Genomic DNA, 15,844 nt, shown 5'->3' on the forward strand with positions numbered 1-15,844 from the left:
CATCGGCACACGCGTGCCGTGGAGAAGCGTCGTGCCAAAGTGGCTAGGAGCGAAAGAGGGAAACGAGCTAGAAATCAGCTAGAAATAGCTAGAAATCGAGGACGATTTCTAGTTCGGCCACGCCGTTATCCAAACGAATGATGAATTGGTGTGCCCGAATCAGGATCGCGGTTGAAATAGTCGCGTATGTGATATTGCGCACTGCCTGGAAGCCGAATACGCTTTGTTCAGCAAACAATTGCAGCAACATTTGGTCGCAGGCGACCACCCCATGAACAACGGACTGTTTTACCGCGCGGCGCTGCCGCAACCCTCTGTAGGTCGATCCCTCCATCGCCTCCTACTGGCGCAACTCGGCATTCCGGGTTGCGGTGATCGCGTGTACGCACTCGATATAGACCTAGATTGCGTACGACACGGGCGACTAGCGGCTACGGCTTCGCCGATCCGCTGATCCCAACTGCTGAGCGCTTTGTCAGCAAGCCGTTTACGGCTTGACGGGCAGGCTTTGGCCGCGATTTTCTGAAGGACGTTTTGTGTTGTTTAAACGATTTTTGCGCTGGTTCGAACACGAACCGGTGGATGCCCTTATGCCTGTCGATGACAGCGACGGGACCAACAACCTTCTTGTCTTGGGCGCGTTGAACACGCCCCGGCGAACGATACGAGTGCAGTGCATGGACTGTCATCTTGGCGGTGTAAGGCAAAGCTATGTCCACGGCGATCATGGACTGCGCTGCATCAAGTGCGGCGGCGTGGTGGAACTGGGCGCTACCTTCCAATCGGTCCAGATCAATCGCGAATGGTTGCCCAGAGCGCTGGCTCAGCAGATGGCAGGCGCAGATCAGTTGCCCACGATGCTGATCGAGAATAGGTTGTGGCGGCTCGCCCACCTTAAGACGAAAGCCGGACGCGTTCCCGTCTACCTCGTTCGGTGCGGTTGGGGTGTCAACTATGACCCTACGTTGGACTTGCTGCGCGCGGAAAATGGAACCCGCCAGATCGTGCTCACGACGTCCACTTTGTTGGACGGCGATTTGGTCGAGGCCGATCGCTTCATTGTCCCGTTGATGGAGGTGGCAAAGCTGGAAACGGAAGGGCTGTGGCTCAACGTGGAGCATCTGGCCGAGTTAGTTTCGACGCCGCCGCCTCTGTGGTTTCGTCTTACGGCGAATGCGGATCGCCTCATCCTTGGCGATGAAGAGTTACTGCTTCGTCGCGGGCAGCGCCGATTCTTTCGCGGCTTGGCCGATGCGCACGGTCGCGGCATAAAGCGGGTAAGCACTGATTCCTTGCTGCGCAGATCCAAGTATCGCGGGAAGTACACGAGTCTGCACCAGCTGATGAAGCCCGAGTTCTTTCGATTCATCGATCACAAAAACGGCGAAGTTTGGATTCGTAAGGAAGTCGTGCCTGCTAAATCCGGGGGCGCTGCCGATGAAAGCTAACCGACTTCCTAATGAAATCAGGACCGCAGGTGAGCGGATAGATGCCGCGGCGCAGTTGATCGCAAGGGCATTGATCAGACTAAGAGCGAGGGAAGGTGCGATGGAAAAACTCTCCGCAGAAGTTGGACTTGATAACCCGGGGGAACCGAGGGTCTATGTCAACACCTTGGAGAGCCCCGGAGGCTAGCGTGTCATCTCAATCGTCAAACGAAATAGCATCCACCGCCGCGCAGATCGCGGCGCTTCCAGCCATGTCTTGGATGCAGCTCAAAGCCAAGTGGGTCGCTCTATTCGGTGCGCCACCGGGCATCAACAACCGGCGCTATGTCGTGCGGCGACTGGCGCACCGAATCCAAGAGGACGCTTACCGGGTCTCGCATCCGGCGCTAATCGAAGACAACGCGCGTCGCGTCAAGCAACTGCTGGATACCGGCCGCGTAAGCCGACGTGCTGCTGCTACTGCGCCACTGGTCGGAAGCGTCCTGACTCGGGTGCACGACGGAAAGGTGCATCGGGTGACCGTCCTTGAGGGTGGCTTGTTCGAACATGAGGGCCGGCAGTACACCAGCTTGTCCAAAGTCGCGCGGGAAATCACCGGGACCCGATGGTCGGGACCGGCATTCTTTGGTCTGCGCAGCAGTGCAGGGAACAACTGACATGAGACAAATCATGAACACGCTCCACATGGCGATCTACTGCCAATCCTCCCACCCGGATGCCGACTTCATCGCTTATCAGCGGCAAGGCATCTTGTCGGTCATCGGCCGGTGTGCGGGGTCGGATTTCGACGTTCGAGACTACGCCGACGACGGCTACTGCGCCGAGACCACCGTGCGACCGGCCTTCCAAAGATTACTGTTGGACGCCGCTACAGGCGCTATCGACTGCATTGCGGTGACCGACTGGGCGCGGTTGGCGAGGAGCGCCTCAGGAGTACAACGGCTGCAAGGTTATTTCCACCAGTGCGGCGTGCTCGTCGTGGAATGCCGAGTCCGAGAGGGCGTATTGGTGAGGATCGCCGCATGAGCGTTGCTAGCCCGCCTAACCGTCACATTCGCAATCCGAAAGTAACCGCTCTCACGGGCCAGTCCAACATTGCCGAGGACCCCAACATGCTTGAGATGGAAAACATGCGATTTGCCGTGTATTGCTACGCGCCGAATAAGGACGACGAGGAACTCGTCTTTCAACGCAAGCTCGCCGAGAAGGTGATGCAGCAGATCGGTGCTCTTCAGTCTGCCACGGTTTTCGCCGACCACGGGTCCTATCCGGACCCTTGGGCTCGACCCGAGCTGCAGCGTCTGCTGCATGCGGTTGAACAGGACCACTTCGACTGCGTCGTAATCAATGACTGGACTGAGTTAGCAACATCGGTTGCCCAGGCACGTACGTTGATGCGGAACTTCGACCCGGAACTCGTGGTGGTCGTTGCTGCGAGCGTCTCGGCAGCGATGATTGTCGAGACGAATCAATGACGATGGCGCCCGCAGCAAGACGACTGCGCTGCGCTGTCTATACGCGCAAATCAAACGAGGAAGGGTTGGAGCGCGAGTACAACTCCATTGAAGCGCAACGCGACAGCGGCTCAAACTATATCGCCAGTCGGCGCAGCGAGGGTTGGGTGCAGGTCGCCGATGACTACGACGAACTCGCCGTGTCGGCGCGCGACATGGACCGGCCGGTTTTGCAACGCTTGATGGAAGACATCCGGCAGGACCGGATCGACGTGGTTGTGGTCTACAAGCTGGACCGACTGACGCGGTCGATGCGCGACTTTCCTGTGCTGATCGACTTCCTGGAGCAGCACAAGGTCACGCTCGTATCGATTACGGAAAATTTCAGTACCAAGGATGCGGTGGGTCGCATGACCTTGAACATGATGATGACGTTTGCGCAGTTTGAGCGCGAACTGGCCGTGGACCGGGTGCGTGACAAGATGCTAGCCAGTAAAAAGAAGGGGCTGTGGATGCACGGGATACCTCCGCTTGGCTACGACGTTAAGGACCGACGCTTGGTCGTAAATTACGCAGAGGCAGCGCAAGTCCGCATGATCTTTCGCCGCTTGATCGAGACTGAATCGATTTTGAGCGTGGTCAATGACATGCGCGGCATGGGCTACCAGAGCAAGGCGTGGACGACGCGCGACGGTCGCGTCCGGCAGCCCCAGCCCCACGACAGAAGCACCATTCAAAAGATCCTGCACAACCGTACTTATCTCGGAGAACTGAAGCATTTGGATCAGTACTTCAAGGATTGCCATCCGCCCATCATTGAAGTGGCGGTGTGGGAGCAAGTGCATGCGGTCCTAAGCAAGAACGCCCACGCTCGCGGCAATGCCAGCCGCGCCAGGGTGCATTTCTTGCTCAAGGGGCTATTGGTTGGGCCCGATCGTAGAGCGCTGACGCCATGGCACACCACTAAACGTAACGGCCGGATGTATCGCTACTACCTGAGTACCGCCCAGATTCATGAAGGCAAGGCCGCGACCCGGATGCCGCGTCTGCCGGCGCAGGAAATCGAGTCCCTCGTCATGTCGTACTTGCGAACACTGCTGACTTCCGAGGACATGCTTCAGCTCATCACGCAGAAGGCGGTTGCGCTCGATGGCGTGTTGGACGAAGCCAAGGTCACGGTGGCGCTGCGCCAGTTTGAGCAGGTTTGGGACGCCTTGTTTCCGGCTGAGCAGCAACGGCTGGTCCGGTTGCTGGTGGAGCAGATCGTAGTTCGGCCCGAGGCCATCGAGATCAGGTTCCACCCCAATGGGATCACGTCGCTTGCCAGCGCGTTTGAATTCCAGGCGGTGGCGGCATGAAGCCGATGCTGAAAATAGCCGGGTCGCCGAACATCATTGTGACTAGCGATGGTGCGCTCACGGTCATCCTGCCCGTGAGCATCACCCGGCGAGCGGGGCGAAGGCGAATTGGTCTGCCGAAGGACGCCGCGGCGGCGGCCTCGGCGTCCGACCTGACATCGTTGCAACGGGCACTGGCCCGGGGCTTTCGGTGGCGGGCCATGTTGGACAGCGGTGAGGTCGCTTCCGCAAAGGAGATCGCGGAACGCGAATCCACTGACAACAGCTATGTAGGCCGAATTATCAATTTGACGCTGCTGGCCCCCGAGATTATTGCTGGGATTCTGAATGACTCCGTGCCCGATGTGCAGATCGATCAGCTGGGGATCAGTCCACCCATTCTGTGGCGGGAGCAATTAGATCGTGTCGGTTTCAAATCAGAGCAGGGTTAGCGGTCTGATGCGACATCGCTTATCCTCAAATTCAGAACTTAAGGAAGCTGGTATGCCAAACATCGCAACTGTCATGAAAGACGAGATCACTCGGCTTGCCCGGAAAGAACTCAAGCAGCAAATCGACCCCCTTCGCGCGCAAGTGTCGGCGCAAAAGAAGACGATCGCCGCGCTTAAGCAGCAGATAGATGCCCTGCAACGCGACGTTGGAAAGGTCGCTAAAGGCGTTGCAAAAAAAGCTACTGCAGTCCCCGCGGCTTCCGATGGGTCGGGAAGGCAGTCGCGGTACTCCGGAGCCCTTCTGCGCAAGTTGCGAGAGCGCTTAGGGCTGTCGCGAGACGCGTTCGCGCCGCTGCTTGGGGCCAGTTCAGCGGCGTTGTACACCTGGGAGCAGACCGAGGCTCGGCCACGGCAGGAGTATCTGGACAAAATCGCGTTGATCCGGAGCTTGAGCAAGGCGCAGGTTCTAGAATTGCTTGAGCAGAGCGGCAGTGCAAAGCCCAGCAAGAAAGTAGGTAGGAAGAAGCTTGCCACGTCTTGAGGCGTTCCTGCCTCAGGCCAACTCTTGACACCAAGAGCGAAATACCTCCTGTGTACACGGAACGATTAGTGTTAAAGGTTGAACGACTAGGCTCGTTATGACCCGCTGGCACGCTTCGTAGCGCCAGCGGAATAGAAAAGGCCCCGTTGCCGGGGCCTTCAAATGTGCTTGTGTTAGATCATGGTCCCGGCGTCTTAAGCATCAGTACACCGGAATACTCAGAATTGCGCCGCCCTGGTCCGCCACTTTTCGTTCGTGCACCGCGACCCTCAAAATATTCATTGCGTTGCGCCTAGTTCTTTCTGGGTTGGGGCCGTTGATCTCGACGATTCTCGCAAGCGCAGGGCCCGCATCGACCTCGCACACGTACCCTGTGCCTTCTCTTTTAGGCGCACTCACGGAAACAGTAATTGACGATGTAATCCCTCGGTGTGTGATAAAGCCTTCTGCAATCCAGGGTGTCATGACGGCTGGATTATCTAGTCCTTTATCATTGCTCTCAGGTGTTATTGCCACCGTTAACCAGGATTCGATGGCTCCAACACCCCAGGAAGCATCGATTGGGCCGTGGAATCCAGCAGGCGCTATTTCTTCACCGACTAGCTTTCCAGGCTCCTCCTCTGAGTAGGAAACCGCCAGGCGTCGATTCGTAATAGGTTCAGTACGCAAGAATAGTGGCATTGGCCAGTCGTAACGTGCCCAGCCATCAACAGTGCCCAGGACGGGCCAGCGCCCACTTTTAAGATTCAGATTGCCTGTACGTGCAATGAGGATCGGCATGCGAGGGTCTAGAGGGGCAAGGTCGTCCAATGCCGGCGCTACCTCATATCTAGGGGCGAAGTGATAGGTCAAGATTGCACAGCCTCGCTTACTCGTACGCGCAATTACGCCGACGGAAAATCCTTCGTCCTCTAGCGGTACCAGAAAGCAAGTTCCTTCCTTGTATTTCATTTCTCTCGACCATTTTCGCCGCACGAGTTGGAGAGGCTTATATGCGACCAGCGTCTAGCGAGCTTATCCTTAAAAGAGCAAATCGGAGGCAGGTATCTTCTCCAACCCTAGCCTCTTAATTTGGTCGTTAACGACTTCTCTAAGTTCGTCAGTCGACCCAGCGATGCGATTCAGAGTGTCACTCCAAGCTGCGTATCCGCCTTCTCTGGCGAGGATATTGTCAGGCCACGTTTTGGCTTCTTCGAGATAAAGCCGAGCGCGTGCAGATGCACGAGATCCATCGCCCAGCCAAGCCGCTGCGCTCACCGCGTCCATCATCAGATGAATCGGATACTTCGATTCGAGCAGACTCACAGTCCTGTGACGCGCATAGGCCGTGAAAAGCTCATCCAACGTGATATCCCCTGCCAACGGTAACACCGATGCATTTCGCAACTTCGCGGCCGCCTCTTCCAGGTGCGCAGCATGGAACGCGACCTTTATCGGCTTTGGCAAGCCAGCTCGCTCGGATAGCAACGGCTGGCTCAAGCTGAGGCTAAGATTTTCAGCAGGACTACAAAGACTGTGGAGGAACGTTGTCGGCACATACACGTCATTACCGGTGCGTCGGTCCAAGCTAATTCCCTGGACATACGGTCCTATTCGGCGCACAAGCTGGAGAGGCTTGTATTCGACCAGGGACGGAAATATGCGACCCCAGTCCGCGGTGATCTGCTTCTTAGAAGCCACCGTCAGTTGGCTCATGGCTTAACAATGTCCACTTGATTGATTCCAGGAGGGCCGTGCGTAATTATCTGCTGGACACGAGACGGAGGCAACGATGGGTTTGGCGTGAACTTGTAGTCCCAGACCCTGCCCGTGACGGGATCATATACATCCAGACGCACACTGCCCCTGGTGCCATAGTTTTCCGGGCGGCCGTTTTTAAACGATGCCTCTGGGAGTAGGTTTCTGTTGCCTCCCGTTATTTCTTGATAGCGTTGCAGCAGATCCTGCGCATACTTGTGCTTTCTGGTGCCCTGTCCGCTCCCGCCGCCGGACGGTGGCAGACCTTGCCTATTACCCCATGCCTCTGCGCGGCGGGCAATTTCGCGAACAAGCTGGTCGTTCGAGCGGCTGTTTCGGGCAGGACAACTGCTCGGCCAAAGCGTTTGATAGGCAGCCCTGGTGTTGAACTGGATTTGATTCAGTGTAGTGATGTCGTGGCGCGTAAAACTTTGGCCTCTAGGACCGATTGTTTGGTACTGGAATTGAGGATTAAGTGATTGAATCTGATTGATCGTCGCAGTGGCTTGCGTGTTGATCGGATCAAATCGCGCGGTGTAGCCACCGTTGCCGTTACCTCGAACGCGAACGCCTTTCAGGCCACTCGGATCGGAAGTGGTGGCTGGATCGAGGTTCGCGTAACCGTATGTCGAGATCCCTCCGTCTAAACCGGTCGGATCGCTTTGAACGTAGCGCCCCGTCACCGGATCGTAATCGCGAAAATAGTTGTAGCTCAGGCCGGTATTGGGATCATGCCGTTGACCAGGGAAACGCATGTTGAAGACGAACGAAGTACCGTCAAGGTCCGGATCTTGATTCGGAGGGCTGTTGCCGAATACTTCGCTTTTTGCGTCCCAGGTCCAAATGGCGACGTTGCGCGCAGGGTCGATCACAGTTCGTGGCGTGCCTAGCTGATCGGGCTGCACGTACTTAAACGATTGACCTGATCCAGCGCCGACAAGCAGCCCGACCGGCAGGCTATCCATCCAAATCGCTTGCTGGGTCGCCGTGCCAGTGCTGTCGTAATCACCTATCCACTGTCCGCCTTCGTCATAGAGCGTATAAGCCGTGACAGGGCCGGCATCACCATTGACAGCAGCGACCCGTTCGCCGATGGCGTTATAGCGATATCCCATTTTCACAACGCCGCCCAACTTGACCTGCTTCATCCGGTCATTAGCGTTGTAGACATATTCCTTCGCGCTGCCGCCGATGCTTGTGGTATTGCCGACTGCGTCATAGGCTCGGCTGACGCCGGCGACACTGCTCAGGCGATGCGTATCAGATGGAACGACGTAAAGATCAGTAATCCCGCCGCGGAGCAGTTTTTTGCGATTGCCTGACGGGTCGTACTCGTAGGTTTCCAAGGCGGTCCCAGTGGAACCATCGCGGGTAGCCACAAGTCGGCCGACCGTATCGTAGTCATATTGCGCCTGGACGGTGCTCTGCAGACCGTCTTTCAATTGAGTTAGCTCGCCGACCACGTTGTACGCGTAACCCAGTGACAAGCCGCCAGTGGCCTGATCGAAGACGGTCTTCGCACGATAGTCGAGGTCGTAAGTGCGGCTCAGTGTGCGTCCGTTCCCGTACGTCCAACCAGTCACCGGGCCAAACGGTTCGTACGTCGCATTGTTCAACAGTATCGTGCGGGCAATACCAGGCGGCTTGACCCCGATCTCTTTGATTCGCAACTGACCGTCGCGCAGGTAATCGACCACTGTGCCGTCAGGATAGGTCATGGTCCTCAATTGGCCGGTGACTGTATATCCGTAGCGCAGGATAAAACTCTTGCCGCTCACCGTTTGTACCTTGCGCACCACTTGGCCAAAGCGGTCGTAGCAGTACTTCAACTCGGTCCCATCAGCTCGCATGGCGGTCACGCGGCCCAGAGCGAAGTTCTCGCCCGCGGCGCAGACGCTGTTAACTGTGTCGTAGTCGTACTCGACGTCAGCCGGGCCGGCGGCGGTGTAAAAGATCGCTTTGGGACGGTTCAGCGCGTCGTAGGTGTAGCGGTGGGCGACGGCGTCGTTGGCGTCCTTCTTTGTCGCCAGCAGGCCGGCGGCGTTGTAGGTGTAGTCGGTGACGCCGGTGTCCGGGCTGGTCAGCTTGGTCTGATCGCCAAACCCATTGTAGGCGTAGTCGGTACTTAGCCGATTGGGATCCTTGACCTTGGTGACTTGGTCGAAGGCGTTATATTCCAGATTGGTTTCGACCTTAAGCTTGTCCACGTCCTGCAGTGCGGTGACGAGACGATCGAGAGGGTCGTAAGCTTGATCGGTCTTTCGCAGCAACGCATCGGTGACCCTGTCCGGATTGCCGTTCTTGTCGTAGCGGAAGCCGATTGGGTTCTGGGACGCATCCTTGAGCGATTCCAACTGGCCCAGGATGTTATACACGCGAGACAAGGTCTGCTTGAGGGTCCCACTCGACGTCTTTGTGTCCTCTTGCTCGCGGTTGCCAGCCAGATCCAGCGTGTACTGGATGTAGTTTCCGGCGTTGTCCGTAATGCGGGTCAGCCGCTGGGCAGCGTCGTAGGTGTAGCTGGTCGCCACGTTGCCTGGCTGAGTGACCTTCTTGACCAAGCCGGTCGGCCAATGCTCAACGCGGGTGATGCGGTCGTCGGTTTCCACAGCGTTATCAGCGCCGCGAACCTTGGTGGCGGTCAACCAGCCGCGCGCGTTGTATTCATAGTCGGTGACAACCCCGTTGGCGTCGATCACAGACAGAGGATGGCCTTGCGGATCGTAGCCCAGCACCTCGGTCGCACGACCGAGAGCGTCTACGGTCTTGCGCAGATCGCCTTTTCGGAAGGTGCACAGCGCGGGTTGGGTGGCGCAGGTGCTGTCGTCGCTACCGAAGTACTCGAAGCGGACCACGTCAATCACATCGCTACGTGGGCCGTCGACCGACTTCGGCAGGCCCAGTATCGGGCAAGAGCTGTTGGCGGCCGCGACGTCGGCTGCTTCGCAGTACGCGAAGGATGCGGTTCTTGTTTCGTTGGTAGTCGTGTCGCGTAAAGTTGCCGAGATGGGTTGTAGACGACCGTTTCGAACCGTGCGGGTTTCTCGATTAGCAGTGGCCGAGTAAATTAGCCGGTTGCTAGCAATGTCGTGACGCAACACCACAACGCGTTGCTGCGCCGTGCCCAAGGCTTCGGTGCTGGTTACTGTTCTCGCGGGCGCTGCGGTTACGGGGTCATTGGCCTCAGCGTACGCGTACGTAGTTTTCACGTTTGAGCGATTGGTGTCACTGGCGGGACGGCCACGGAAGTCGGTGCCCTCGCCGTTGTAGCTACGCCCCAACGCACCGCGGTCGTCGATTACGTCTCCGACACGGCGCGGAAGTGCGCCGGTTCGGTCTGTCAACCCGTAGGTCGTTTTGTATCCAAGCGCATCGGTTACCACTGTTCCGCCGAGCGGGAGGTAGCTCAGGGTAACGCCGTCCTTGCCGCCTTCATGCTGACTCGAAATCACTCTGCCCTTGGCGTCATAAGCAAAGGTGCTGTACCGGATCTGCCCCTCAATTGTCACGCCGGTGAGGTGGCGTGGAAATCGAGTGTCTTCGTAGTGATACTTACGATAAGTGCCGCCGGGAAAAGTAACGGTCTCGACTTGTTGGCCTGCGGTATAGGCATAGCTGGCCAGCGTAGCTCCCTCGGACGTGATTGAAGTGATCAACGCGTCGCCGGAGGTGCCGGCGTAGAGGAACTGCAAGGAACGGCCCGTCGAATGAGTGACCTTAGCTAGGCGACCGTAGGCATCGTAGGTGTAAGCGAGTGCAATGCCATTCTCGGCGCGCTGCTCAATTAGACGCCCGGTGTTGTTGAATGTCAGTACGTCATTCTGGCGATACAGCACCCACTGCGTACCGGATCCTACTACTTGGTCGCCGCTGTCGTCGGCGGCAACGTACCCGTTACCGACCTTCTTGAACCGCGTCTGGTAGCCTGCGCCACCGCTCAAGCCAATCGTGTTCGGCGAGATGCTCAGTCGCAGGTCTAGTGAGTGGGTCCACCCCATACCGAAGCCACCGGAGAATGCGCCGATGCTGGAGTGATAGCTGCGGACTAGCGCGATCCAGCCCAGATCGAAGTCTGTCTGATGCTCGATCTTTTCGCCGGTCTTGACGTTACAAGGATTACCAGTCTCGTCGCATTTTTCGATAATTTGATTGGTAGTGACAACCGCCACGATCTGATCATTAGCGCAGGCTCCGTATTCCTTCATCCAACGAGTGAACGGCTTGGGGCATTGCATGTAGCGGTAGCGATTCAGGGGAAGCACGTGCTGGCCGACCACGCACGGACTTTGTTCCGTGTTAGCTCCCTTAAGGACCTCAAGCGTGTAGTTCCGGGTCCCGATCATGTCGGGCGCGCTCGGATCATCCCGCCAAGGCGTTGCTGAAATGATTTTCGAGGATGGCGGGCAGCTCTCGTACAGTCGAGTATTGGCGAACTGTATGAGCGAGGCTTCGCCTTCCTCCAGGGTCGGCAGGAAGCTCCCACTGCCCATCAGATTCGAATAGCGGTATTCAGGGTCGAGTGGCGTCGTTAACCCCATCCAGTAGGTGATATTGGTTTTGCCGTCGTCAGTGACAGCCGTGCCCTTGATGGTGTCGACGTGCGGAAACGGATTGGGTACGCCGGGAGGTAAATCGCTCGGGGGCGGTAAAGTCTTGATCGCCTCTGCTGCTTCGGCCTGCGTCTTGTAGATCGTGGCTTGACTGGCTGGCGTAGTGATCTGCCATGTGATCTGCGTTTCCTGCTGCTGAGCGCTCACGCTAGGGCTGCACAGGACTAGGCCCGTCCAGAAGATGCGCCGCATCCAGCTTTTGATTTGGTCGGTGCGATCTGGCCTCGGTTTGGGCGTCATAGGACGAATCCTTGTAAACATGATCAATTCCCTAAATCGGAAAGGGGGAGTTTCCGTAGTAACGAACACACGCAGCGAAACCTCAGAGCGGAGCACTCTGATGGGCAATGAAAAGCGAGGAGATGCAGCGCCAGCCGTAGGTCTGCTGAGGCCGGCGTGGGACGGAGCACTGTGCGGGCGCCTTGCCTGGCGGCAAAAAGCTCACGATCAAATCCATTTGCACTGCTCCATGAGTTACGACCGTTATAGCGGCCGACTGTCGCTCGTGATGCGACGCCTCCGGCCTTCTGCCGGGGCTGCTCGGCCTGAGTATCCCATCATATTAATGGGCGTCAACGCACACTTTTCGATGGTGTGACCGAATAGCCGTTGTGACCGCTTGCGGAGCGCCTGTCACTCGTGCAGCTTGAACGCGTCTGGGCACTTTTATCAACAACCCGAAAAAGGAGATTCGCGATGCGCGTTTCTTTGGAAGTATTGAGAGGGTGAACCCCAACTTGTGCGGCAGCAGGTCGGCGGTTCATTTTTCTGCCACTTCTTAATGGCTAATTGCCGTCGAGCGGCGGCCGCTTCTAAGGGGTGACAGTCTTTCGTTGCCGAGCGATGCCCAGCTTGGCTCAGTGGAATCTCTGCTGCGCGTGTCAAGACTACCGAGCATTCCCGACAGGTCGTGGAGCCGCGCGGCGATCAAATCGCCGACGCCGTCCTCCCTCTCCACTTCGCCGATGCAACGCTTCGTATGTAGCCGCTCAGGCAATAGCACTATCGGACGCGCGCCGAGCGTCAGTCCGAGGATCGCGCAGTCCGCTAGCAGGTCTTCGCCGGTCGACGGCGCCGACAGGTCGACCGGTCCTCTTCCGGGCTGGCCGAAAACTGTGGCCGCTGCTGTTCCGCCCCGGCGACCGACCACCGGGCACCGTTGCGATGTCCGGTCAACGAGGCCAAGGCACCCGCTTCGACCAAGACGGCCCGCTCGCGCTGGTCGAGTTCAGCGCGGTGGCAATAGGTCCGCGGCATCTCGAAACGGCGCCGCCGCGCGCGGCCTCGACCCGTTCTGCCGCGCCCTCAGAGAAGCAGCGGATCAATCGAACACAGCGCCAAGCGCCGCCAAGTGCCGTCCGAGGCACCATCCGGTCGCGTCCGGCATAATTGGCTCTTCAGCGGCCATTGCTTGGAACGAGAATGAAGTCGGAGACATGGACGGTCCAGGAGGTTTTCCAGGATCGGAAGCAGTACAAAGTTCCGTTCTACCAGCGCGCCTACGTATGGAATCTGGACAAACATTGGCCGCTGCTCTGGGCCGACATTCTGGATAAGGCTAACGAGCGTCTGGCAGGCAATACTCCCTCGCCCCACTTCCTGGGCGCCATTGTAGTTGAGCCACAAAAGCGCTCGGGCCTGCGAGGCGTGGATACGCTACATATCATTGATGGGCAGCAGCGGCTGACCACGCTTCAGTACGTACTGGCTGGCGTTCGCCTCGCAGCACGAGATTTGGGCATCCATGACATGGAAGACTTCCTGGGGGGAGTCTTGGATAACCCGAACCCCTCGACTATGGCTCAGCCCGAGGTAGAGGTTTTCAAGGTCTGGCCGACCTATTCGGACCAGGTTGCCTTCGTGTCCGCCATGACCGCTGACAATCTCGGAGCGTTGAAGGGCCGGTATCCCGACCATTTCACCCAGGCTGGCACCTTTCGTCGTATCGGCATTGTGCATCCTGCCGCATTGAACGCCATTTGGAACTTCACCGACTGGGCTAAGCAATGGCTGGTGGCCAATGGACCGCTAGCGGCTATTGAAGCATTGGTCATGGCGGTGCTGACTGATCTAAAAGTGGTGCTTATTGAGTTGGAGGACGGCGACGACGCCCAGGTCATCTTTGAAACTCTTAACGGCCGAGGGGCCGAACTCCACGCTACCGATCTGATCCGCAACCACCTCTTTATGAGCGTAGATCGGCGAACGGAAGACTCCAAGGAACTTTACGAGACCAAGTGGCAGCAATTCGAGCAGCCCAGGTGGAAACTCACAGAGCGGCGAGGCCGAATCAACAAACCGCGACTGGAATGGTTGATCTTCTCCGCAATCCGAGCTGAGACGGGGCAGGAAGGTGAGTTGGGTAGGTTGTACGCAGATTTTAAGAATTACGCACGGAACGGCACTGGCTCGCGTACAGCCACCCAGCAGTTGGAGATGCTAGATATGTACGGCCGCCACTACGCCCAGCTAATCAGTGGCAAGGGTGACCTGCCAGTGGCGCGGTTCGGGCGCAGACTGATGCCATTTGACACCACGACCACACATCCATTGGCCCTGCGCATTTCGACGGCCGATATCCCAGATGCCGCCAAAACCGAAATGTTCAACGACATCATCTCCTATATCGTCCGTCGTGCCGTTTGTGGGCTGCCTACTAATAACTACAACAACTGGTTCATGTCGATGCTACGTCAATGGATCAGGGGCCAGCCCACACGGGGAGCATTGAAGGATCTACTTGGTTCATCTCCGACGAGCACCGTGTCCCGCTGGCCGGACGATGCCGAGTTCAGTCATGCAATCCAGACGGCGGGGACCTATCACGGCAACCTTGAGGCGAGCCGGTGTCGGATGTTGCTCACAGAGCTGGAAGGCTGGTTGCGCCTATCTAGGCGCACTGAAGAGCCAAGTATCCCGAATCTGTGCAACTTGGATATTGATCACATCCTGCCCAGGTCCTGGTACGAACACTGGACTTTGCCCGACGGTGCCAAGGTCACTTTCACCGAATCAGAAGCGGCCGATCAACTCGAACTAAGCGGAGGTGCGCTCTCAAATCATCAGCGCGCGATTCGCGAGCGGAACAAGGCGATTCCGACTCTAGGTAACCTTACTTTGCTCAATCTATCGGTCAATCGTGAGGCCCAACATAAAGCCTTCCCGGACAAGAAAAGGCTGTTGCTTGCGAACACCGTTTTGAGTCTCAACGGAGGCTTGATGACGCGCGAGACATGGGACGAAGACGCGATTGCTGAGCGCGGTAGATGGCTGGCTGACGCCGCAGTTCAACTATATCCAAGGTGAGACATGCGTGATCGCACACCATGTACACAGTGCGAAGATTTTAAGCGCGGCCTTCGCGAGAAGTGCCGTCTCAAGCATTACAATTTTTTGACAGGCATGGGTCTTGCAACATGAAATTTTACGTCGACAAGCTGAGCCTGTCGGAATTGAATTCCCTCCTTATCGCCGCGGAGCGGCGAAGGCGTTTTCTATCCGCCCGTCGCTCTGTGGCCCTAGTGCGGCGAAAAGTGGTCGCGCTCGCCGCTCAATGCGGTTACACGATCAAGGAGCTCTACGGGGACCAGCCGGTAGCTGACATCACCGGCAAGAAGCGTGCCTCGCGGCGAAAGGCGAGCAAGATTGCTGCCAAGTACCGCGACCCAGAGAACCCGCGCAACACTTGGTCGGGCCGTGGGAGCATGCCGCGGTGGCTGGCCAAGAAGACGAAGTACGGCCGGAGCGCCACGGACTTCCTGATACCCGGTTTAGCAAAGCCGACCGCGCGCAAGAACAACTCTATAGGCATGAAAAGAGTCATCAAGCAGGGTTGATGTAGTGTCCGTCAAGCCGAGCCGCGAAGCGGTTTCGGCGATGCGCCAGGAGCGGCTATTCGGCAGGGTCCTGATCGAATCTCGGCTGGCGCGACTGGCGTAGCGCAAGCTAGCCACATGGACACGCAGAGCACGCTACAGCCGCTGCCGAGCGGCTTTCACTGGGAAGCACAAGGCCCCGTGACCGCGCGGCACATGGTTGCCGTCGCCGATATCAATCCAGACGTTTGGCTCGCCACGATCGGCGATCAGGACAATGGATGCCTCGCCATCATTCGGCGGCACCAAGCGCGCGCGGCGCACATCGACCGGCCGTTTCGCACCGTGGCCGCAGCGTCGGGCTGGGTCGCACGATGGCTCGACCGCCAGGGGCGCTTGATCGCCGCGGAGCTGGCTAGTTGGTAGGCCCGGCCCTGTCGCCGCTCCAGA

14 protein-coding genes are annotated in these 15,844 nt (G+C 57.8%); 10 read left to right on the forward strand and 4 right to left on the reverse strand.

The features are described from left to right. Positions 1–88: 88 nt before the first annotated feature. Positions 89–334 (reverse strand): hypothetical protein, encoded by a 246-nt coding sequence (locus ACTOWJ_RS08245; protein ID WP_441334122.1) that lies wholly within the window; start codon positions 332–334, stop codon positions 89–91. Positions 335–536: 202 nt separating this feature from the next. Here ACTOWJ_RS08245 and ACTOWJ_RS08250 point away from each other — a divergent pair, with 202 nt between their 5' ends. From ACTOWJ_RS08250 to ACTOWJ_RS08280, 7 genes are all read left to right on the forward strand, one after another. Further along, positions 537–1,448: a hypothetical protein gene (locus ACTOWJ_RS08250; protein WP_441334123.1), complete on the forward strand. Its 912-nt coding sequence runs from the start codon at positions 537–539 to the stop codon at positions 1,446–1,448. Positions 1,449–1,636: 188 nt separating this feature from the next. Continuing rightward, a complete protein-coding gene (locus ACTOWJ_RS08255) occupies positions 1,637–2,104 on the forward strand; it encodes a DUF2924 domain-containing protein (RefSeq protein WP_441334124.1) in 468 nt (155 codons plus the stop codon). Positions 2,105–2,117: 13 nt separating this feature from the next. Continuing rightward, positions 2,118–2,474, forward strand: a complete 357-nt coding sequence (locus ACTOWJ_RS08260) for a recombinase family protein (RefSeq protein WP_441334125.1) — start codon at positions 2,118–2,120, stop codon at positions 2,472–2,474. After that, a complete protein-coding gene (locus tag ACTOWJ_RS08265) occupies positions 2,471–2,923 on the forward strand; it encodes a recombinase family protein (protein WP_441334126.1) in 453 nt (150 codons plus the stop codon). Before ACTOWJ_RS08260 ends, ACTOWJ_RS08265 begins: the two co-directional genes overlap by 4 nt. Continuing rightward, on the forward strand, positions 2,920–4,260 hold the full coding sequence (locus ACTOWJ_RS08270; protein WP_441334127.1) for a recombinase family protein: 1,341 nt from the start codon (positions 2,920–2,922) through the stop codon (positions 4,258–4,260). Before ACTOWJ_RS08265 ends, ACTOWJ_RS08270 begins: the two co-directional genes overlap by 4 nt. Continuing rightward, the gene (locus tag ACTOWJ_RS08275; protein ID WP_441334128.1) at positions 4,257–4,691 is read left to right on the forward strand and encodes a hypothetical protein; all 435 of its coding nucleotides are present in this window, start codon (positions 4,257–4,259) and stop codon (positions 4,689–4,691) included. The genes ACTOWJ_RS08270 and ACTOWJ_RS08275 overlap by 4 nt, the downstream gene beginning before the upstream one ends. Positions 4,692–4,743: 52 nt before the next feature. Next, the gene (locus tag ACTOWJ_RS08280) at positions 4,744–5,232 is read left to right on the forward strand and encodes a helix-turn-helix domain-containing protein (protein ID WP_441334129.1); all 489 of its coding nucleotides are present in this window, start codon (positions 4,744–4,746) and stop codon (positions 5,230–5,232) included. A 201-nt stretch (positions 5,233–5,433) separates the two neighbouring features. Here ACTOWJ_RS08280 and ACTOWJ_RS08285 read toward each other — a convergent pair whose 3' ends face one another. The 3 genes from ACTOWJ_RS08285 to ACTOWJ_RS08295 all read right to left on the reverse strand — a co-directional run bounded on the left by ACTOWJ_RS08285 (position 5,434) and on the right by ACTOWJ_RS08295 (position 11,819). Beyond that, a complete protein-coding gene (locus ACTOWJ_RS08285) occupies positions 5,434–6,183 on the reverse strand; it encodes an Imm26 family immunity protein (protein ID WP_441334130.1) in 750 nt (249 codons plus the stop codon). Positions 6,184–6,252: 69 nt separating this feature from the next. After that, the gene (locus tag ACTOWJ_RS08290; RefSeq protein ID WP_441334131.1) at positions 6,253–6,927 is read right to left on the reverse strand and encodes a hypothetical protein; all 675 of its coding nucleotides are present in this window, start codon (positions 6,925–6,927) and stop codon (positions 6,253–6,255) included. Next, positions 6,924–11,819 carry an RHS repeat-associated core domain-containing protein gene (locus tag ACTOWJ_RS08295; RefSeq protein ID WP_441334132.1) on the reverse strand — a complete coding sequence of 1,632 codons (4,896 nt, stop codon included), beginning with the start codon at positions 11,817–11,819 and terminating at the stop codon, positions 6,924–6,926. Before ACTOWJ_RS08295 ends, ACTOWJ_RS08290 begins: the two co-directional genes overlap by 4 nt. Positions 11,820–13,001: 1,182 nt before the next feature. Here ACTOWJ_RS08295 and ACTOWJ_RS08300 point away from each other — a divergent pair. The 3 genes from ACTOWJ_RS08300 to ACTOWJ_RS08310 all read left to right on the forward strand — a co-directional run bounded on the left by ACTOWJ_RS08300 (position 13,002) and on the right by ACTOWJ_RS08310 (position 15,820). Continuing rightward, positions 13,002–14,885: a DUF262 domain-containing protein gene (locus ACTOWJ_RS08300; RefSeq protein WP_441334133.1), complete on the forward strand. Its 1,884-nt coding sequence runs from the start codon at positions 13,002–13,004 to the stop codon at positions 14,883–14,885. Positions 14,886–14,995: 110 nt separating this feature from the next. Next, positions 14,996–15,415 carry an H-NS histone family protein gene (locus ACTOWJ_RS08305; RefSeq protein WP_441334134.1) on the forward strand — a complete coding sequence of 140 codons (420 nt, stop codon included), beginning with the start codon at positions 14,996–14,998 and terminating at the stop codon, positions 15,413–15,415. A gap of 117 nt (positions 15,416–15,532) precedes the next feature. After that, on the forward strand, positions 15,533–15,820 hold the full coding sequence (locus ACTOWJ_RS08310; RefSeq protein ID WP_441334135.1) for a hypothetical protein: 288 nt from the start codon (positions 15,533–15,535) through the stop codon (positions 15,818–15,820). Positions 15,821–15,844: the final 24 nt, after the last annotated feature.

This window comes from Lysobacter sp. CA199, from assembly GCF_052078715.1.
Taxonomy (GTDB): Bacteria; Pseudomonadota; Gammaproteobacteria; order Xanthomonadales; family Xanthomonadaceae; genus Lysobacter.

Coding starts and splice junctions, on each gene's coding strand:
- ACTOWJ_RS08260 (WP_441334125.1), top strand. CDS start 2,118: ATGAACACGCTCCACATGGCGATCTACTGCCAATCCTCCCACCCGGAT.
- ACTOWJ_RS08265 (WP_441334126.1), top strand. CDS start 2,471: ATGAGCGTTGCTAGCCCGCCTAACCGTCACATTCGCAATCCGAAAGTA.
- ACTOWJ_RS08300 (WP_441334133.1), top strand. CDS start 13,002: ATGAAGTCGGAGACATGGACGGTCCAGGAGGTTTTCCAGGATCGGAAG.
- ACTOWJ_RS08285 (WP_441334130.1), bottom strand. CDS start 6,183: ATGAAATACAAGGAAGGAACTTGCTTTCTGGTACCGCTAGAGGACGAA.
- ACTOWJ_RS08245 (WP_441334122.1), bottom strand. CDS start 334: ATGGAGGGATCGACCTACAGAGGGTTGCGGCAGCGCCGCGCGGTAAAA.
- ACTOWJ_RS08305 (WP_441334134.1), top strand. CDS start 14,996: ATGAAATTTTACGTCGACAAGCTGAGCCTGTCGGAATTGAATTCCCTC.
- ACTOWJ_RS08310 (WP_441334135.1), top strand. CDS start 15,533: ATGGACACGCAGAGCACGCTACAGCCGCTGCCGAGCGGCTTTCACTGG.
- ACTOWJ_RS08295 (WP_441334132.1), bottom strand. CDS start 11,819: ATGACGCCCAAACCGAGGCCAGATCGCACCGACCAAATCAAAAGCTGG.
- ACTOWJ_RS08290 (WP_441334131.1), bottom strand. CDS start 6,927: ATGAGCCAACTGACGGTGGCTTCTAAGAAGCAGATCACCGCGGACTGG.
- ACTOWJ_RS08275 (WP_441334128.1), top strand. CDS start 4,257: ATGAAGCCGATGCTGAAAATAGCCGGGTCGCCGAACATCATTGTGACT.
- ACTOWJ_RS08280 (WP_441334129.1), top strand. CDS start 4,744: ATGCCAAACATCGCAACTGTCATGAAAGACGAGATCACTCGGCTTGCC.
- ACTOWJ_RS08270 (WP_441334127.1), top strand. CDS start 2,920: ATGACGATGGCGCCCGCAGCAAGACGACTGCGCTGCGCTGTCTATACG.